Source organism: Polyangiaceae bacterium (assembly GCA_015075635.1).
In the GTDB taxonomy this organism is placed as follows: Bacteria; Myxococcota_A; Polyangia; order Polyangiales; family Polyangiaceae; genus JADJKB01.
On record JABTUA010000003.1, the window covers coordinates 822,363 to 838,525 of the forward strand.

Consider the following 16,163-nt stretch of genomic DNA (forward strand, 5'->3'; position numbering starts at 1 on the left):
CTTGGGGCCGACGGTCGAAGCTTGCGTCCCGGACCAGCGGCGCTCGAGGTCGAGCGCTGGGAGGAGCCGGGCAACGCGAGGGGCGCGGAACCTAGCAGAAGTTCGGCCGCCGCGCCCCAAATTCTTGCCGGCCTCGGACAATGGGGCACCGGGGAGGCAGCCTGCGCCGCGCGCCGACGGGGCGGTGTACGGGTCAGCGCTCGCGTATCCTCGCTCGAGTGGAGAACGAGGGCCCGACCGTCGTCGAGACTCCCGCTGCAGGAGCCAAGGGCGGGGCGGGCCACGATGACCCTTCGGTGTCGCCGACGGGCGGCGTTCGTGAGCCCTCCACCACTCAGCTGCCGAGTCCGGAGACGGTCCTGCTCACCGCCGAAATCGAGCAGACGCGCCGGATGGCGATCACGGGCACGCTGTTCAACATCGTCGGTCTAGCCAGCTGGCCGCTCGTTGGAGGCGATCGCACTGCCAAGACCATTGCGACCGTCGGGCTCGCGGGCGCGGCGGTCAACAACGCGTGGCTCTGGTACGTGGCGTCCGACGTGCGCCGTTATGCCCAACGCACGCTGATCGTCTATTTCGCACTGTCGGCGATCCTGAACACCGGCATCATCTACTACCTCGGCGTGTTCGGGCCGATTCTGGTCATGTTCGTGCTGAACTTGTACGCCGCGTGCCTCGGCTACGATCGGCGGGTCGCGCTGGTGACTTTGGCCGGCAGCGTCGTGCCCTATGTCCTGCTAGCCGGCTCCGTCGCAATCGGATGGCTTCCCGACCCCGGCTTGATCACGGCGACGCCGCACATCGGGACCGTGGGGCGGAGCATCGTCGTATTCTGCTTCGCCGCATTTCTCGGCCTCGTCTACGCACAGGCGCGACGCACGCGGGAGCTGATGGTCGAGTCTCTGGTGCAGCGAGACGAGGCCGTCCGCAGAGCCTCGCACCGAGAGGCGCTCTTCCTCGAAGCGCGGCAGGATCTCGAGCGCGCGCTGCATGGGGGCGGTCTCGGTCGATTCACCGACCAGACGCTCGGCTCGTACAAGCTCGGCGCCGTGCTCGGGCGCGGCGGCATGGGTGAGGTGTACGCGGCCACCCACGTCGCCGATGGGCGGCCCGCGGCCGTCAAGATGCTGCTGCCGGAGGTGATCGCGCGACCGAACTACGCACGGAGGTTTCTGCGCGAAGCCAGGATCGCTTCCTCGCTCGACTCGCCGCATGTGGTGCGCGTGTTCGAGGTCGGTGACGAGTCGGCGCCGTTGCCGTACCTGGCCATGGAGCGACTCGACGGCGAGGCCCTCGCCCAGATCCTGCGACGGGAGGAGCGGCTGGCGCCCAGGCTGGTGATCGACATGGTGCGACAGGTGGGACGAGGCCTGAGCGCGGCAACCCTCGCGGGGATCGTCCACCGCGACCTCAAGCCGCAGAATCTGTTCTTGTCGCGGGGTGAGGTCACGGTCTGGAAGATCCTCGACTTCGGCGTGTCCAAGCTGACGGACGGTGGCGGAACACTCACGCAAGGCGAGGTCGTCGGCACGCCGCAGTACATGGCGCCCGAGCAAGCGCAGTCCGCCGATGTCGGCCCGCGTGCCGATCTCTACGGGTTGGGCGCGATCGCGTACCGCGCGCTCACGGGACACCCACCCTTCCCGGCGCGCGACATCGCGGACGTCATGCTCGCCGTCATCACGGAGATGCCCACTCGTCCGAGTCTGCTCGCGCCGCTCCCCCCTGACGTGGACTTGGTGTTGGCCATCGCAATGGCGAAGGCGCCGGGCGATCGCTTCGAGTCCGGGGAAGAGCTCGCGGTCGCGCTCGAGGCGGCGCTGGCAGGCCGGCTGGACAGCGCGTTGCGCGGACGTGGGGTGAAGCTCCTCGAAGAGCTGCCGTGGAGCGAACCTGGGGCCGTCTCGCGTCGCCGTCGAAGGCCGCGCCGTGCCTGACCTGGCCCGAGCGGCCACTCGACTGAAAGGTAGCTCGGGTCCGCGGCGTTCCACCCCCGTGGGAAAGCGCTCGGTCGTCGCCGTCTCCCTGGCCCTCACTCTGGGCTGGGCGACGCGCCCGGTGCTCGCCGCGGAGACGCCCCGCGTGGCAGCCGAGGCGACCATCGCCACTGGGCCGAGCGCGCCTCCGGTTAGGGGCGAGCTCTGGTCCCGGATCTCGGTCAAAGTCGACGGAGGCGTCGCGATCGTGCCCGGGCAGTCCTTGGGAGGTTATGCACGCCTGGGCGCTGACCTCGCGCTCAGCGCGGACCCCGCGCGCGCCCGATGGGTCTGGGGGATCTGGGACGCGTACGAGGGTTGGTTCGGCGACGACGCCGGCGGCTTCGCGATTCCGTTCGTGTTCTTCGCCGGGTATCGAGCGCCGCCTTTCGTGGCGACCCTGGGTGGTGGCTTGAACCTGCTCACGATCGACCACCTCGCGGACGACACCGGCGCTGGCATCCTCTCGCCGCGCGGGGAGGTTCGCCTCGGCCTCGACTTCGGCCGGGCGTTCGTGCTCGCCACCTCGGAGGTTCAACGCCGGTGGATGTGGGGCCGCGACGACATCACGCTCGTCCAAGCCGGCATCGCGGTCGGGTACGGCACGCCGTTCGAGCAGCGTGCCGAGCCGGCGCGCTGAGTGGCGGCGTTCGACCTACTGCTGCGAGTCGTGGACGCGGTGTTCGGCATCGACTTGCAGGACGTCGAGCGAGCGAAGGTAATCGTCGCAGAGCGGGCCGGGCTGTCCGCGCGCGACGCGATTCACGTCGCCGTGATTGGGACCCTGCGGGTTCGAGTCCCGCACGGCAAAGGTTGGCCACCACCCGGAAGCGAGTCTTGCGTGGCCCTACGACCGCGAGAGCGGGAAGGAAGGCTGCGAAGCGTAGACAGCGAGGGCGTGGGCCGCGTGATCGAGCTTCGAGAGAGTGAACGTTGTCGAAGCTGGCGTGGTGCAAGACATCGCCGGCAACATCGATGCGCCGCGAGGCGGCGAGACCGCGAACGATGGTGAGGACTGAGGCACCGGCACGAAGGCGAGAGCCGCCGGCAACAGCAACTCCCCGCACCACAGTTCGTCCTCAGGGCTAGGCGCGGAGATTCGACCGGAGTCCAAGAGCGCGGCATGCGTCCGAGGGTCCCCCAGGAACCCAAGAGACCCCATCGTCTCCGGGGCGCTGCGCGTCAGCGCCACCGGTACCGTCGAGCCAAGGGACAACCGAAGCGAAGCGGGACGGCCGGTGGGGAGTCGGAGTCGCACATAGTACCGAAGAAGCGGGGACAGTCGCCCGAACGACCCCGCGGAGGGAAGGAGCGGCCGGGTCACGGAACCGTTTGGAGGAAAGAATGACCGGGACACCGAATCCGGAATCAGTCTCAACGAAAATCGAACGGATAGCGAAACGCGCGAGGGAGATGCGCGGCGTGGGACTGAACACGCTCGCGCATTTCATCGACATCGATTGGCTACGCGAAGCGCATCGGCGCACTCGCAAGGATGGCGCCTCGGGCGTCGATGGACGGACTGCGGAAGAATATGCGGCGAATTTGGAGGGTAACCTCCGCTCGCTGCTCGACCGCGCGAAGTCCGGCGACGCCTATCGCGCGCCCCCCGTGCGGCGTGTGCACATCCCGAAACCGGGTGGGTCGAAGACTCGCCCGATCGGCATCCCCACCTTCGAGGACAAGGTCCTTCAACGGGCGGTGATGATGGTGCTCGAAGCTGTGTACGAGCAGGACTTCTTGGACTGCTCGTTCGGGTTTCGGCCGGGGCGCGGCGCACACGACGCACTGTACATGCTGCGTGAGAGCCTGATGTCGATGGCTGGGGGCTGGGTGCTCGAAGCGGACATCGAGAGCTTTTTCGATTCCGTGGACCGCACCAAGCTCCGAGAAATCCTCGAGCGGAGGGTGCGCGATGGGGTGCTTTTGCGACTCATCGGCAAGTGGCTGAATGCTGGTGTGATGGAGGACGGGCATGTCTACCGCCCGGACTCCGGCACGCCGCAAGGTGGAGTGATCTCGCCACTCCTGGCGAACGTCTACCTGCACGAGGTGCTCGACGAATGGTTCGAGTGTCAGGTCAAGCCACGGCTGAAAGGCCGTGCGGTTTTGATCCGATACGCGGATGACTTCGTCATCGTCTTCGAGCGGGAAGAGGACGCTCGTCGCGTTCTGGACGTACTGCCAAAGCGATTTGGCAAGTACAACCTACGCCTCCACCCAGAGAAGACCCGGCTGGTTCCGTTCCGCAGGCCGCCTCGGCGTCGAGTCCCTCGTGGACCCGACCATCGGCGGCCGGGGACCTTCAACCTGCTCGGCTTCACGCACTTCTGGTGTCGGTCACGGAAGGGCTTCTGGGTTGTACTGAGGAAAACCGAGACATCCCGCCTCAGCCGGGCGCTCAAGGGCATCTCGCTCTGGTTGCGCCAGAACCGGCACGAGCCGATTCGCAGACAGCATCGAGCGCTGGTGAAGAAGGTCAGCGGCCACTACGCGTACTACGGTGTCACCGGGAACTACTTGGCGCTGGACTCGTTCCGGTACTGGGTCCGGGTGCTGTGGTGCAAGTGGTTGTCGCGTCGTTCCAACACCAGCGGCGGAATGCAGGCGATGAACGTGCTGTTGGAAGCGTACCCGCTTCCTCGGCCGGTCATCTCGCATGCGATCTGATCAAGCGCAGTGAACCCGTGGCCTGACGAGCCGGATGCAGGAAATCTGCACGTCCGGATCCGTGGGAGCCCTGGAGGAGCAATCCTCCAGGGCCACCCGGCGCCGTGATCGGGCAAAGCCCGGCCGCGGTGCCGGACAGGGGGTCCCATGTCTCGGAAGCCCACTCACTCGCGCGTCATCGAAGCTCGGGCGCGCGCCATGCGCTTCGCGCAAACGCCTACGGAAGAGACGCTGTGGCAGGCGCTCCGCGGCGGGAAGCTTGGCGTGGTCGTCCGCCGCCAGTACGTCATCGGCCAGTACATCGCGGACTTCGCCGTGCCCTCGGCGCGGCTCGCGATTGAAGTCGATGGCGCGTATCACGCCGCACGGCGGGCCGCCGACGCGCGGCGGGACCGCGAGCTCGGGCGCCGCGGGTGGCGCGTGCTGCACCTGCCGGCGGAGCTGGTGGCCAACGATCTGGCGCAAGCAGTCGCGCTCGTGCGCGCGGCGCTCGCTTCCGCGTGAACAAAAGCAAAGAGGCAGCACCCTCGCGGGCGCTGCCTCTTCGTTACGCTAGTGCGCTTCAGCTCCAGCTGCGCGGTTGACCGTTGCCGCTCGCATGCGCGGGAGGCGAAATGTCCTTGGCGCGGTCGCCGAGGATGGTCGCCTTGCGGTTGATCCAGCGCTCGCGGTCGTAGTTGTCGAGGTTCTTGTTGAGCACGACCTGGAAGCAGGCGGCGTTGCCCTGGCGGGCGATGATCGACGACCAGGCGAGGAAGAAGTGCCAGATGCGGTACCAGCGCTCGCCGTAGGCCTTGAGGACCGCGTCCTTGTTGCTGATCCAGTTGTCGTGCCAGCGGCGGATGGTCCAGCCGTAGTGGGTGGAGACGTTCTCCACGCTGTGGGTCTCCCAGCCGGCCTTCTCCATCGCCTTCAGCATCGGCGCGGGCGGTAGGCTCGCGTCGGCTCCCGGGAAGATGTACTTGCCCATGAACATGATCCAGATCATGTCCTCGGCGCGCATGCCGCGGCGCAGGCCCGTCCACTGGAGCAGGAACAGGCCCTCGTCGGTGAGCAGGTCGCGGACCTGCTCGTAGAAGCTGACCAGGTTCTTCACGCCGACGTGCTCGACCATCTCGAGCGAGACGATCTTGTCGAACTTCTGGTTCGGGATGTCGCGGTAGTCCTTGCACAGGATGCGCGCGGTCTTCTCCAGGCCCCAGTCGGCGATGCGCTTGTTGCCGAACTCGGTCTGGTTCTTCGAGATCGTCACGCCGGTGGAGTCGACGCCGTAGTACTTGGCGGCGTGGCGGGCGAGGGTGCCCCAGCCACAGCCGATGTCGAGCAGGCGCTCGCCGGCGTCGAGCTGGAGCTTGCGGCACACCAGGTTCATCTTGTTGTCCTGCGCTTGCTCCAGCGACTCGCCGCGGTTCTCGAAGAACGCGCAGGTGTAGACCATGCGCTCGCCGAGGAACCAACCGAAGAAGTCGTTGCCGCGGTCGTAGTGCTCGCGGACGATGCGCTCGTCCTGGCTCTTGGAGTGGATCAGGGCCTCGGGCACGAAGTGGGTGAAGGCCCACTTGAAGTGATCCTGCGTCAGCGTGTTGGTGACGTACTGGTGGCGGTTCTCGAGGAACTCGTAGATGTCGCCCGGAATGTCGATGTCCCCGTCGAAGTAGGCCTCGTACAGGTGCGCCATCGGCATCCGCTTGTTGGCGTACTTCTGGGCGAGCTTCTTGTCGTTGAAGACGATGTGGTCGGTGAGCTTGGGCATTGGGAGCAGGGCCTTTCGAGAGGGTCGCGGACCATACTCATGTACGGCGCGGGCGCATCTCTTCATTTGATGTGCCGCAAAAACCTCGCAATTATCGGGGTAGTTCCGGTCCTGGGTGTCCGCGCTGGGAACAGACTGCCGGCCGGCCGGGCGGGTTCAAGGCCCGCGCCGGGCGGCGTATGCTCTCGCGTCGCGCCGGGCGGAACCGGCGGGAGGCACCCCCACATGCGACCTTGGGCAAACACCACCATCACCTGCACTGCAACGCTCGCGCTCGCGCTCCTGGCCTGCAAGAAGGAGAGCGCGCCGTCACCTGCGGCCACCGAGACCAAGCCGGTCGCAACGGCGGCGGCCACGGCCCCAGGCCCGGAGGCGACCGGCGCTGCCTCGACCGGTGCCGCGAAGGGGCCGAGCTTCAAGGTCTCGGAGGTCCCCGACATCCCGAGCGAGAAGTCGAACCCGCCGCAAGGCACCGAGTGGGATCAGGGCGTGGCGGTGAACACGCAGGGCGCCAATTCCCGCGCCAAACGTTGCAGCATGCACGTGCTCCGCGAGTGGCTGCGCATCTACTGCTCCGGCAAGATCACGGGCTACGAGAAGAAGGAAGACTTCGGCGAGCTCCAGCACGACTACTTCGAGCAGATCGTGCAGGGGAAGTATGCCTCCTTCGTGATCCGGCTGAAGAAGGGCAAGAACCAGAAGATCCGCATCTGCCGGGAGGGGGACAGGGCGTCCCTCTTCGTGAGCTGGCCGCCGTCCACGGACAAACCGAAGAACATCGCGCTCGGCCAAGGACCGGAGTGCGACGGCTCCGACTGGGGCGCGGGCTACGGCAAGGCCGGCGGCCAGGCGATGAAGGCGGGGCCCGCGGCGGGCGCCGACGGCCCCGACCTCGCAGCGCTCAAGGCCGCCGACGACGCAGCAGCCAAGGAGTGCAAGGGCGGCAACACCGACGCCTGCTGGTTCTACTGCGGCGCCGCGAGCTGCAACTGACCCGGGACGGTCATTCCGCGGGCGGAACCGTGTCCCGGGGCCGCAAGAGCCAGGCGGCGACGGCGCGGATCGACTCCACCAGACCGATGGTGATGTACATGCCGAGCAGCCAGATCAGCACGAAGTGCGGCCTGAGGATGTGACTGACCGCCAGGCTCGAGCCCATCACGAACAGCACGAACAGGATCGACGCGGTGTTCAGCCGCAGATCCTTGAACGAGCGGAAGCGCACGTTCGAGACCATGAGCAGCGCGACGACCACCGTGACGCCGAAGAATGCCAGCGTGTTCTGCTCCGAGCCAAGCGTGCCTCCCACGGCCGAGTCGGCGACGGCGAGGGAGATGAGCACACCCGAGGCCGGCGGGGAGGGCAGACCCACGATGTACTTGCCGGGTTTGACCGGTGCGCCGCTCGGGGCGGACGACAGAACGTTGAAGCGCGCCAGACGCGCAGCGGCGCAGGCCACGTAGAGGAACGCGACCAAGAGGCCCGGGATCGGGTGGCGGTGCAGCACCCACTGGTAGACGAGCAGCGCGGGGGCGACGCCGAAGGAGACCAGATCCGCCAGCGAGTCGAGCTGTAGGCCGAACGCGCTCTGCGTCTTGGTCAGGCGCGCGACGCGGCCGTCGAGCAGATCGAACAGCATCGCGAACATCAGGAGCACCGCGGCGCGGTGGAAGTCCTCGACCTCGGCTCCCGGCTTGGCGCAGATCCGGATGGCGTTGAAGCCGCAGAACACGGCCGCCATCGTGATCATGTTCGGCAAGACGAAGAGCGTCTTACGTAAGTCGAGCCGCCGGCGGCGCTCCCCTCCCTTTCGGGCCCTCAGCTTCACGCCTCCGAAGCTAGCTGCGACGGCGCGCCTCGTCCAGAATGGGGCGAGCGGCGTTCACCCCAACATCCGTGCCAAGGTCCCCCGCAGGTTGGAGCCCCGGAGTTTTTGGCCCGAGGCCACGGCGAATTCTAGACTTTCCCCGATGCGGAGCCTTCTGTCCCAAGTCCGGCGTCGCGCCCTGGGCGCCGCGCTCCTCCCGTGCGCACTCTTTGCCGTCGCCTGCGGCGGCGGTAACAAGGAGACGCTCGAGAAGCGCGTGGCGAACCTGCAAGAGGAGCTGACGCGCGTGCAGAACACGAACGACCGATTGGCGGAGCGGGTCCAAGCGCTCGAGATCGTCGGGATGCGCGCGCCGAAGGCGGCGCCCGAGGCGGCCCCCGAGGCGGCCCCCGCCGCCGAGCCCGGGTCGGAACGCGTCGCCCGGCCGACGCTGAAGGTGGTGAAGCTCGCGCCCGGCGCTACGGCGCCCGCCGGCGAGCCCGAGGCCGAAACGCCGGCCGCGGAGGACGAGAAGGGTCCCCGGCCGGTGATCAAGGACCACGGCGTTCGCGCTCCGGCCTGGGCCAAGCCGCCCGCGCCCCGTGCGACCGGGGCGCCCATGGGCCAGAATGCGGGAGCTCGCCGCCCCGCTCCACAGGGGACTTGAACATGCGCAAGGGACCGAGGGCTTTTTGGTGTGCCGCGACGCTGCTCGGCGTCGCGCTGGTGAGCCCGCGCGCGCCCGCGCAGGAAACGGGAGGCGGCGGCGAAGGGAGTGGGCAGGTCCAGGTCGCCCCTGCGCAGACCACGACGACGACCTACACCACACCGCCGCCGGGGTTCCCACAACCGGGTGCGGGTGACCCGAACGAGCACCTGCCGTCGAGCTCGCGCCCGACGATGGACCCGACCAAGGGCGACGGCTTCGATCTCGGCCGCGGCTCCGCGGGCGCCGGCTCGGTCCGCGGCGCGAAGGGCTCGAGCGCGGTGCTCGGTCAGGGCGGCGCCATGCGCGTGCCGTCGTTCCACACCGTGCGTCGCGGCGACACTCTTTGGGATCTGTCGGGCTACTACTACGGCAACTCCTGGAACTGGCCGAAGGTCTGGAGCTACAACCCGCAGGTCTCCAACCCGCACTGGATCTACCCCGGCGATCAAGTGCGCATGAAGCAGGGCGGAGACATTCGCGACGCTGGGACGCTCGGGGAAGGCGGAGGGATGGTCGATCGCCGCGCGGCCGTGCCGCGCGACACCGTGTTCCTGCGCAGCGCCGGCTACATCGACGACCCCAAGCGCCAGGTGAAGGGCGAGCTGCTCGGATCGCGCGAGGACCAGATGCTGCTCTCCGAAGGCAACCACGTCTACCTCCAGATCAAGAAGGGCGTGGACGTCGTTCCCGGGCAGAAGCTCACCATCTTCACCACGGTGCGGAAGCCGGCGGCGGTGAAGGGGGCCCGCCGGCCGCCGGGTCAGATCATCGCCATCAAGGGCACGGTGCGGGTCGATCAGTGGGACTCGAAGAAGCGAATCGCCCGCGGCGAGATCGTCGAGTCCACCGACGCCATCGAGCGCGGCGCGCTGGTCGGCGAAGTGGGCCGGCGCATCGACGTGGTTCCGCCCAAGCCTTCCCGCGTGAATCGCTGGGCGCGGGTCCTGACCAGCATCTACCCCCACGAGTTCATGGGGCAGAACCAGGTGGTGTTCATCGACCGCGGCACGGAGGACGGGCTGTCCGCCGGCAACCGACTGTTCGTGGTGGCCAAGGGCGATGCTTGGCGCGCCTCGCTCAAGACGGCGGCGCGTAGCGCGAGGGATCGCATGCGCACCGACGTGGCAGAGTGGGCGGCCGTCGAGACGACGCCGCTCAAGGGCAGCGAGAAGGACTTCCCCGAAGAGATCGTCGGTGAGCTGCGCGTGCTGCGCGCCAACAAGTACAGCTCCGTCTGCCTGGTCACGGTCTCGCACCGCGAGATCGAGCCCGGTGATCGAGCTGTGGCCCGCAAGGGCTTCTAGCCCTCTGCGAACACGAAAGGCACCGCTACCACCAGCGCGGCGCTCGCGGGGCCGAAGCTCCAGGCCCGCACCTCGCCGGCGACACAGCTCGCGAGCCCCGGGTAGTCTGGCGGGCTCGCGCCCGCCTTGACCGCGGTGACGCCGCCGTTCGCCTCGATGGTGAAGGTCACGCTGAGCCTCACGGTGCTCGCCGCGCCCTCCTTGCGCTTGGCGAGCGCGGGCTCCCAGCAGCGCTCCTTCACCTCGTGCCGGTGGCGCGCGACCACCGCCTGGATCTCGGCGGGGCTCCGCGCGCTCGCTTCCGGCTCGGGCTCGGCGCTCGAGAGCGAGGCCGCGGCCGCGGGTGTGGGAGCGGGGGGGGCCGCGCGCGCGATGGGAGGTTTGGGCGGCGGTGTGGGCTCCGGCGCGGGCGTGCTCGGGTTGGGCGCTGGTGCTGCGGCCGCCGGGACGGACGCGGGCTCGCCGTGGATTGAAGTCGGCTCCGGCTGCTTCGCCAGCTGCCAGGCGCCGACGGCGACGGCGACGCCCGCCGCCAGCGCCAAGGCGGCGACGGCGAGGCCACGGCGCGAGCCGCTGTCGCGTCGGGGAGGGAGCTCGCCCGATGGTGCCCGTCGCACCTGCTCGCGCACCCGCGGCAGCAGTCGCTCCAGGTACACCAGGTCCGGGTCTGGTGCGCCAGAGCGGTCCCAGAGGTAGTCACCCGCCACGCTCGCCTCCCTCCCCCAGGCGCTTCCTGAGGAGCTTCAGCCCTCGGCCCAGCTTCACCCGCACGTAGCCTTCGGTCAGGCCCAGGCGCTCGGCAATCTCCGGTCCCGTCATGCCCTCCACGAAGCGCAGCACCAGGAGCTCCGCGTGGCCCTCGGGCAGGGCCTGGATCTCGCGCAAGATGCCCAGCGCCCGCTCGTCCAGTGAAACCACCCCGAGCGCGCGTTCGTCGGGCTCGCGGATCGGCGCCGTCCGGCGCGCGACGTCGATCGCGCGATTGCGAGCGATGGCCGCCAGCCAGGTCGGGAACGCCAGCGGGACGCGCAGCGAGCCGAGCCGCGTGAGCACCGTCACGAACACGTCGTGGAGGACGTCCCGGGCCTGCTCAGGCGAGACCCGGGCCAGGGCGATGCCCCGTACCGTCGGCTCGAACTGGTCGTACAGCTGGGCGAACGCCGCGCGGTCTCCCTGCTGGGCGGCCTCGACCAGCGGGACGAACGCCGGCGCTGCCTCGGCGGCAGGCGCCTCCTGGCCGGGTTCTGCTCGGGCCACCACGATCCTCACGAGGGATTGGACGTGGCAGGGGCCAGGAACGTTATCGAAGGCCCCCATCCCCTGGATTTTCCTGCCTCGGAGCGCTCGGGTGTTGCCGGTCGGCGGCGCCGCGCGTAGAGCCCACCCCGGCGGAGAGCCGCTCTGTCGTCCCGCCCCTTCGCAGCGTGTAGGATCCAGGCTCGGGTATGAGAAACCGCGTGTTCTTCCCGCAACGAGCCCTCGACCAGCTGATGGCCGCCGATCGCGTCGATCTCGTGGGGAGCGAGCTGGTGGTCAAGGCAGAGGGCCGGAAGTACCGCGTGGTGGAGGCCGTCCGGGTCCTGAAAGAGGTGACGGGCGGGCTGGACGAGCACGAGCTCGTCGGCAAAGTGAAGTCCATGAGCTTCATGACCGAGCTCGGGGCCGAGATCCTGGACACCTCGATGGTGCTCGGGGACCTCGCCTACGAGGTCGTCCCGGGCTTCGCCGGGACACCGATCGGGACGTTCGCCGAGCATCGCGCCGTCAGCGTCCCCCCGGGCGACGGCCCCATCCCCAGCAGCGACGAGGAGATGCTCTCCGAGTACCTCGCGCGCTTCACCGAGTGACGATGGAAGGCATCGCGACCGCAGCGTTCTATCTCGGCGCCGCCGCTTATGCGGCTGCGGCGATCCTGTTCTTTCTCGATCTGGCGCGGCGTCAGGGGTCTGCACCCGCGGCGGCCTCGGCCCCGGTGGCGCTCGGGGTCGGCGCTCTGCTGCACGCCGTCCACGTGGTCAGCGCCAGCCTCTTCTCGCGCATCTGTCCGGTGGAGTCGCTGCACTTCTCGCTCAGCTTGTCCGCGCTGATCCTCGCCGGCGTCTACCTGGGACTGCGCTCGCGTTTCCGGCTGCAGGCCGTCGGCGCCGTGGTGGCTCCGCTCGCGCTCACCTTCCTGATCGGCGCGCAGTTCGTCGGCGCCGAGCAGAGCTCCATCGCTGGCGTGTCGAGGCAGCTGCTCATCCTGCACATCACCGCGAACCTGGCCGGAGTCGGCCTGTTCATGCTGGCCGGGGCCGCGGGCGCCTTCTATCTGGTGCAGGAGCGCAGCCTGAAGGAGAAGCGCCCCACCTGGATCACCGCCAAGCTGCCCCCGCTCGACGCCTTGGACCGCACGGAGCACCGCCTGCTCCTGACCGGGTTTCCCCTGCTGACCTTCGGCGTGGTCACCGGCGGCTTCTTCGTGAGTCGCATCGGCGCCGCCGGTGGCGCCGAGATCCTGCGCGCAGCGCTGGGCTACGCCACCTGGATCCTCTTGGCAGCCGTGTTGGTGATGCGCGCGGCGGCGGGCTGGCGCGGGCGCCGCTCGGCGTACGGCACGCTGGCGGGCGTGATGTGCGTCACCGCCGTCATCGTGCTCTACGCCATCAAGAGCAGCGGGGGCCCGGGATGATCGTCGTCGTCGGCCTCTCGCATCGCACCGCCCCCATTGCCGTGCGCGAGAAGATCGCGCTGCCCAAGGCGGAGCTCCCCCGCGTGCTGACGCAGCTCGTCGAGCGCAAGAGCGTGGGCGAGGCGATGCTGATTTCGACCTGCAACCGCGTCGAGCTCGTCAGCGCGGGACGTCGCGGCCCGGCGTCCGACCTGGCGGAGGTCGGCCAGGACGCCGTCGAGGGACTGTCGGCGCTCGCTCCCGGCGTGCGCCCCCACCTCTACGTCCACGAAGGCATGGACGCGGTGCGCCACCTGTTCCGCGTGGCCGCCTCCCTCGACTCGCTGGTGCTCGGCGAGCCTCAGATCTTGGGACAAGTGAAGGACGCGTTCGAGACCGCGCGCGTCGCCGGTACCATCGGCGGCTGCCTGCACCGCACCGTGCCGCGGGCCATCCGCGCCGCCAAGCGCGTGCGAACCGAGACCCAGCTCGGTGCCGGGCAGGTCTCCGTTCCCAGCGTCTCCGTCGATCTGGCCCGGCAGATCTTCGGCGAGCTGCGGGGCCGCACGGTCGTCCTCTTGGGCTCCGGCGAGATGGCGGAGACGGTGGCCAAGCTGCTCAAGAACGCCGGCACGCGGCTCCTGGTGGTCGGTCGCAACGAGGCGCGCGTGGGCGTCTTGGCCGCCGCCGTGGGCGGTGAGCCGCGGGGGTGGACCGAGCTCGCCGCTGCCCTGACCGAGGCCGACGTCGTCATCACCAGCACCAGCGCCCCAGGTTTCGTGGTGGACTACGACCTGATCTCGGGCATCCGCAAGAAGCGCCGCGGCCGCAACCTGTTCTTCATCGACCTGGCCGTGCCGCGCGACGTCGATCCGCGGGTCGAGAGCCTGAACGAGGTCTTCCTCTACAACATCGACGATTTCGAGCGCGTGGTCGGCGAGACGCGGCAGAGCCGCGCGCGCGAGGCGGAGCACGCCGAGCGCATCGTGGTCGAGGAGATGGCGGGCTGGGAGCGCTGGGCCGAGACCACGCAGATCACGCCGGTGGTGGTAGCGCTCCGGGCGCGGCTCGGCCGTTACCTCCACGCCGAGCTGGACAAGAGCCTGAAGAACCGCCTCAAGCACCTGGGTGCCGAGGAGCGCGCTGCCCTCGAGACCATGCTGGACGCCGCGCTGAACAAGATGCTGCACGCGCCGACCGCGCACCTCCGGCACGTGGTGACCGACAAGGACTACGAGAGCTACCGCGTGGAACAGCTGATGAGCGCGCTGACCGAGCTGTTCGAGCTGGACGCGGAGCCCCAGGCCGTGTCATCGACGCCGTCGCGGCCACCGGCGGCGACCGAGGCGGAGAACGCCGAGCAGTCGGAGCGCCGCGCCACCGGAACCAACGGAAAATGACCCAGAAGCTCGTCGTCGCCACGCGCAAGAGCCAGCTCGCGCTCGCGCAGGCCCGCGCCTTCATGCGCGCCCTCGAAGCCCGACACCCGGGCCTCGTGATCGAAGAGAAGCACGTGGTGACCACGGGCGACCGCATCCAGGACCGCGCGCTCTCCGAGATCGGCGGCAAGGGGCTGTTCATCAAGGAGATCGAAGAGGCCCTGCTCGACGGGAGCGCCGACATCGCCATCCACTCCCTCAAGGACGTGCCGGCGGAGCTCGCGCCCTCGCTGGCCATCGGCTGCGTGCCCATGCGCGAGGACCCTCGCGACGTGATCGTGACGCGCACCGGCCAGAAGCTCGCGGAGCTGCCCGCTGGGGCGAAGCTCGGCACCTCGTCGTTGCGCCGCAAGGTCCAGTTCGCGGCGGCGCGACCCGATCTCGAGATCGTCCCGCTGCGCGGCAACGTGGACACGCGGCTGCGCAAGTGCAGCGAGGGCGTCGTGGACGCCATCGTGCTGGCGTGCGCGGGGCTCAACCGCTTGGGCCTCGGAGAGCGCGCGACCGAGCACATCGAGCCCGAGCTGTCCTTGCCCGCGGTGGGGCAGGGGGCCCTGGCCATCGAGATGCGCGCCGGCGACGACGCGACTCGGGCGCTGCTCGCGCCCCTCGCGCACGCCGAGACCAGCATCGCGGTCGCCGCCGAGCGAGGCGTGATGCGAGCGGTGGAGGGCAGCTGCCAGCTGCCGATCGCCGCGTTCGCGGTCCGCGCGGGGCAGGAGCTCTGGCTCCGCGCGCTGCTCGCCGAGCCCGATGGCTCGAAGCTGCGCCGGAACGAGGGTCGCGTCGCCTATCCGAAGGACGAGGCCGAGGCGGAGCGCTTCGGCTTCGAGCTCGGAAAGGCGCTCCGGGCGAGCTGATGCTGCGGCGCCGGGTAGCGCAGGCGCTCGAGCGCGGCGCGCTCGGCGGACCGGTCGCGCGCACGCTCGGGTCGCTCTGGGCGCGGGCCGCCGATTCAGCGCGGCCCGTTCGCCTGCCCCCAGGGGTCCGCGTCGTCGGCGTGGGCGGAGCCACCCTCGGGGGGTCCGGCAAGACCCCGCTCGTGTTGGCCCTGGCTCGCGAGCTCGCGCGAACGCGTCGCGTCGCGGTGGTGGCCAGCGCGTATTCCGCCCGCGTCCGCGCGCCGCGAGTCGTGCGGCCGAGCGACGACGTCGGGCTGGTCGGCGACGAGGCGCTCTGGCTCGCGCGCGCGCTGCCGAACGTGCCAGTGGTCGTCGGCAAGGATCGCACCGAGGCGCTCGCGCTCGCGGCGCGGGACGTCGAGCTGGTGATCGTGGACGGGCTCTTGCAGGCTCGCCCCGAGCGGCTCGCGTGCTCGCTGCTCGTGCTCGACGAGCGCCAGCCGTGGGGCAGCGGGCGCTGCCCGCCGGCAGGGGATTTGCGCGCAGCGCCCGGCGAGCTCTTGGCTCGGGCCGACGCGGTGGTGATGCCGCGCGGGTCGCTCCTGGGTGCGAGGACCGACCAGGGCGAGCTGCTCTCGGTGGCGGCGCTCCGTGGGCGGCGCTTGGGACTCGCGCTGGCCATTGCCCGACCCGAACGGGTCCTTCGCGATCTGCGCGCGCAGGGCGTGGAGCCCGAGCTGGTGGCGACGCAGGCCGACCACGGACGCTTCCCAGCGCCCCACGCCAGCGACGTCGAGGCCTGGCTCACCACCCCGAAGTGCGCGACCAAGCTCGGGTCACGGCACGGTGGCGCGCCGGTCTGGGTCCTGGAGCGGCCGCTGATCGTGCCGCCTGCGCTGCTCGGGCTCGTGCTCGGCTCCGGCGAGGCGAGCCAGGAGAGGGCGAGCCTCGCCTCGCCCGGGGTTTCGTGCGAAACTCTCTCGCCTTCCCCGGGCAGGTAGACAGGAGACTCC

Annotated in this window: 16 protein-coding genes; 12 read left to right on the forward strand and 4 right to left on the reverse strand. The window is 69.6% G+C overall.

Going from position 1 to position 16,163, the window contains the following annotated elements; all coding sequences use genetic code 11:
• Positions 1 to 218 precede the first annotated feature (218 nt).
• The 4 genes from HS104_34285 to HS104_34300 all read left to right on the forward strand — a co-directional run bounded on the left by HS104_34285 (position 219) and on the right by HS104_34300 (position 5,150).
• Complete coding sequence (locus HS104_34285; GenBank protein ID MBE7485025.1) at positions 219 to 1,937, forward strand: serine/threonine protein kinase; 1,719 nt, start codon at positions 219 to 221, stop codon at positions 1,935 to 1,937.
• A 58-nt stretch (positions 1,938 to 1,995) separates the two neighbouring features.
• Complete coding sequence (locus HS104_34290) at positions 1,996 to 2,616, forward strand: hypothetical protein (protein ID MBE7485026.1); 621 nt, start codon at positions 1,996 to 1,998, stop codon at positions 2,614 to 2,616.
• Positions 2,617 to 3,320: 704 nt separating this feature from the next.
• Positions 3,321 to 4,646: a group II intron reverse transcriptase/maturase gene (gene ltrA, locus HS104_34295; protein MBE7485027.1), complete on the forward strand. Its 1,326-nt coding sequence runs from the start codon at positions 3,321 to 3,323 to the stop codon at positions 4,644 to 4,646.
• Positions 4,647 to 4,844: 198 nt separating this feature from the next.
• Entirely contained in the window at positions 4,845 to 5,150 is a 306-nt protein-coding gene (locus HS104_34300; protein MBE7485028.1) for a DUF559 domain-containing protein, read from the forward strand.
• Positions 5,151 to 5,208: 58 nt separating this feature from the next.
• Here the strand turns inward: HS104_34300 and HS104_34305 are convergent, their stop codons facing one another.
• Positions 5,209 to 6,324: a class I SAM-dependent methyltransferase gene (locus tag HS104_34305; GenBank protein ID MBE7485029.1), complete on the reverse strand. Its 1,116-nt coding sequence runs from the start codon at positions 6,322 to 6,324 to the stop codon at positions 5,209 to 5,211.
• A gap of 300 nt (positions 6,325 to 6,624) precedes the next feature.
• Between HS104_34305 and HS104_34310 the strand changes: the two genes are divergently transcribed.
• A complete protein-coding gene (locus HS104_34310; protein MBE7485030.1) occupies positions 6,625 to 7,392 on the forward strand; it encodes a hypothetical protein in 768 nt (255 codons plus the stop codon).
• 10 nt (positions 7,393 to 7,402) lie between these two features.
• On the opposite strand, the gene pssA is transcribed toward HS104_34310, so the two are convergent.
• Positions 7,403 to 8,149, reverse strand: a complete 747-nt coding sequence (gene pssA, locus HS104_34315) for a CDP-diacylglycerol--serine O-phosphatidyltransferase (GenBank protein ID MBE7485031.1) — start codon at positions 8,147 to 8,149, stop codon at positions 7,403 to 7,405.
• Positions 8,150 to 8,369: 220 nt separating this feature from the next.
• Between pssA and HS104_34320 the strand changes: the two genes are divergently transcribed.
• Positions 8,370 to 8,873 carry a hypothetical protein gene (locus HS104_34320; protein ID MBE7485032.1) on the forward strand — a complete coding sequence of 168 codons (504 nt, stop codon included), beginning with the start codon at positions 8,370 to 8,372 and terminating at the stop codon, positions 8,871 to 8,873.
• Positions 8,874 to 8,875: 2 nt separating this feature from the next.
• Entirely contained in the window at positions 8,876 to 10,219 is a 1,344-nt protein-coding gene (locus HS104_34325; protein ID MBE7485033.1) for a LysM peptidoglycan-binding domain-containing protein, read from the forward strand.
• Here the strand turns inward: HS104_34325 and HS104_34330 are convergent.
• Positions 10,216 to 10,926: an AgmX/PglI C-terminal domain-containing protein gene (locus tag HS104_34330; protein ID MBE7485034.1), complete on the reverse strand. Its 711-nt coding sequence runs from the start codon at positions 10,924 to 10,926 to the stop codon at positions 10,216 to 10,218. The genes HS104_34325 and HS104_34330 overlap by 4 nt on opposite strands.
• Positions 10,916 to 11,476 (reverse strand): sigma-70 family RNA polymerase sigma factor, encoded by a 561-nt coding sequence (locus HS104_34335; protein MBE7485035.1) that lies wholly within the window; start codon positions 11,474 to 11,476, stop codon positions 10,916 to 10,918. Before HS104_34335 ends, HS104_34330 begins: the two co-directional genes overlap by 11 nt.
• Before the next feature lie 188 nt (positions 11,477 to 11,664).
• Between HS104_34335 and HS104_34340 the strand changes: the two genes are divergently transcribed.
• Genes HS104_34340 through lpxK form a run of 5 tightly spaced genes read left to right on the forward strand, consistent with a single transcriptional unit; the run spans position 11,665 to position 16,151 of the window.
• The gene (locus HS104_34340; protein ID MBE7485036.1) at positions 11,665 to 12,066 is read left to right on the forward strand and encodes a hypothetical protein; all 402 of its coding nucleotides are present in this window, start codon (positions 11,665 to 11,667) and stop codon (positions 12,064 to 12,066) included.
• Positions 12,067 to 12,068: 2 nt separating this feature from the next.
• Positions 12,069 to 12,890, forward strand: a complete 822-nt coding sequence (ccsA, locus tag HS104_34345; protein MBE7485037.1) for a cytochrome c biogenesis protein CcsA — start codon at positions 12,069 to 12,071, stop codon at positions 12,888 to 12,890.
• Positions 12,887 to 14,269 (forward strand): glutamyl-tRNA reductase, encoded by a 1,383-nt coding sequence (locus HS104_34350; GenBank protein MBE7485038.1) that lies wholly within the window; start codon positions 12,887 to 12,889, stop codon positions 14,267 to 14,269. The genes ccsA and HS104_34350 overlap by 4 nt, the downstream gene beginning before the upstream one ends.
• Positions 14,266 to 15,168, forward strand: a complete 903-nt coding sequence (gene hemC / locus HS104_34355; GenBank protein ID MBE7485039.1) for a hydroxymethylbilane synthase — start codon at positions 14,266 to 14,268, stop codon at positions 15,166 to 15,168. Before HS104_34350 ends, hemC begins: the two co-directional genes overlap by 4 nt.
• Positions 15,168 to 16,151 carry a tetraacyldisaccharide 4'-kinase gene (gene lpxK / locus HS104_34360; protein ID MBE7485040.1) on the forward strand — a complete coding sequence of 328 codons (984 nt, stop codon included), beginning with the start codon at positions 15,168 to 15,170 and terminating at the stop codon, positions 16,149 to 16,151. Before hemC ends, lpxK begins: the two co-directional genes overlap by 1 nt.
• The last annotated feature ends 12 nt before the right edge of the window (positions 16,152 to 16,163 follow it).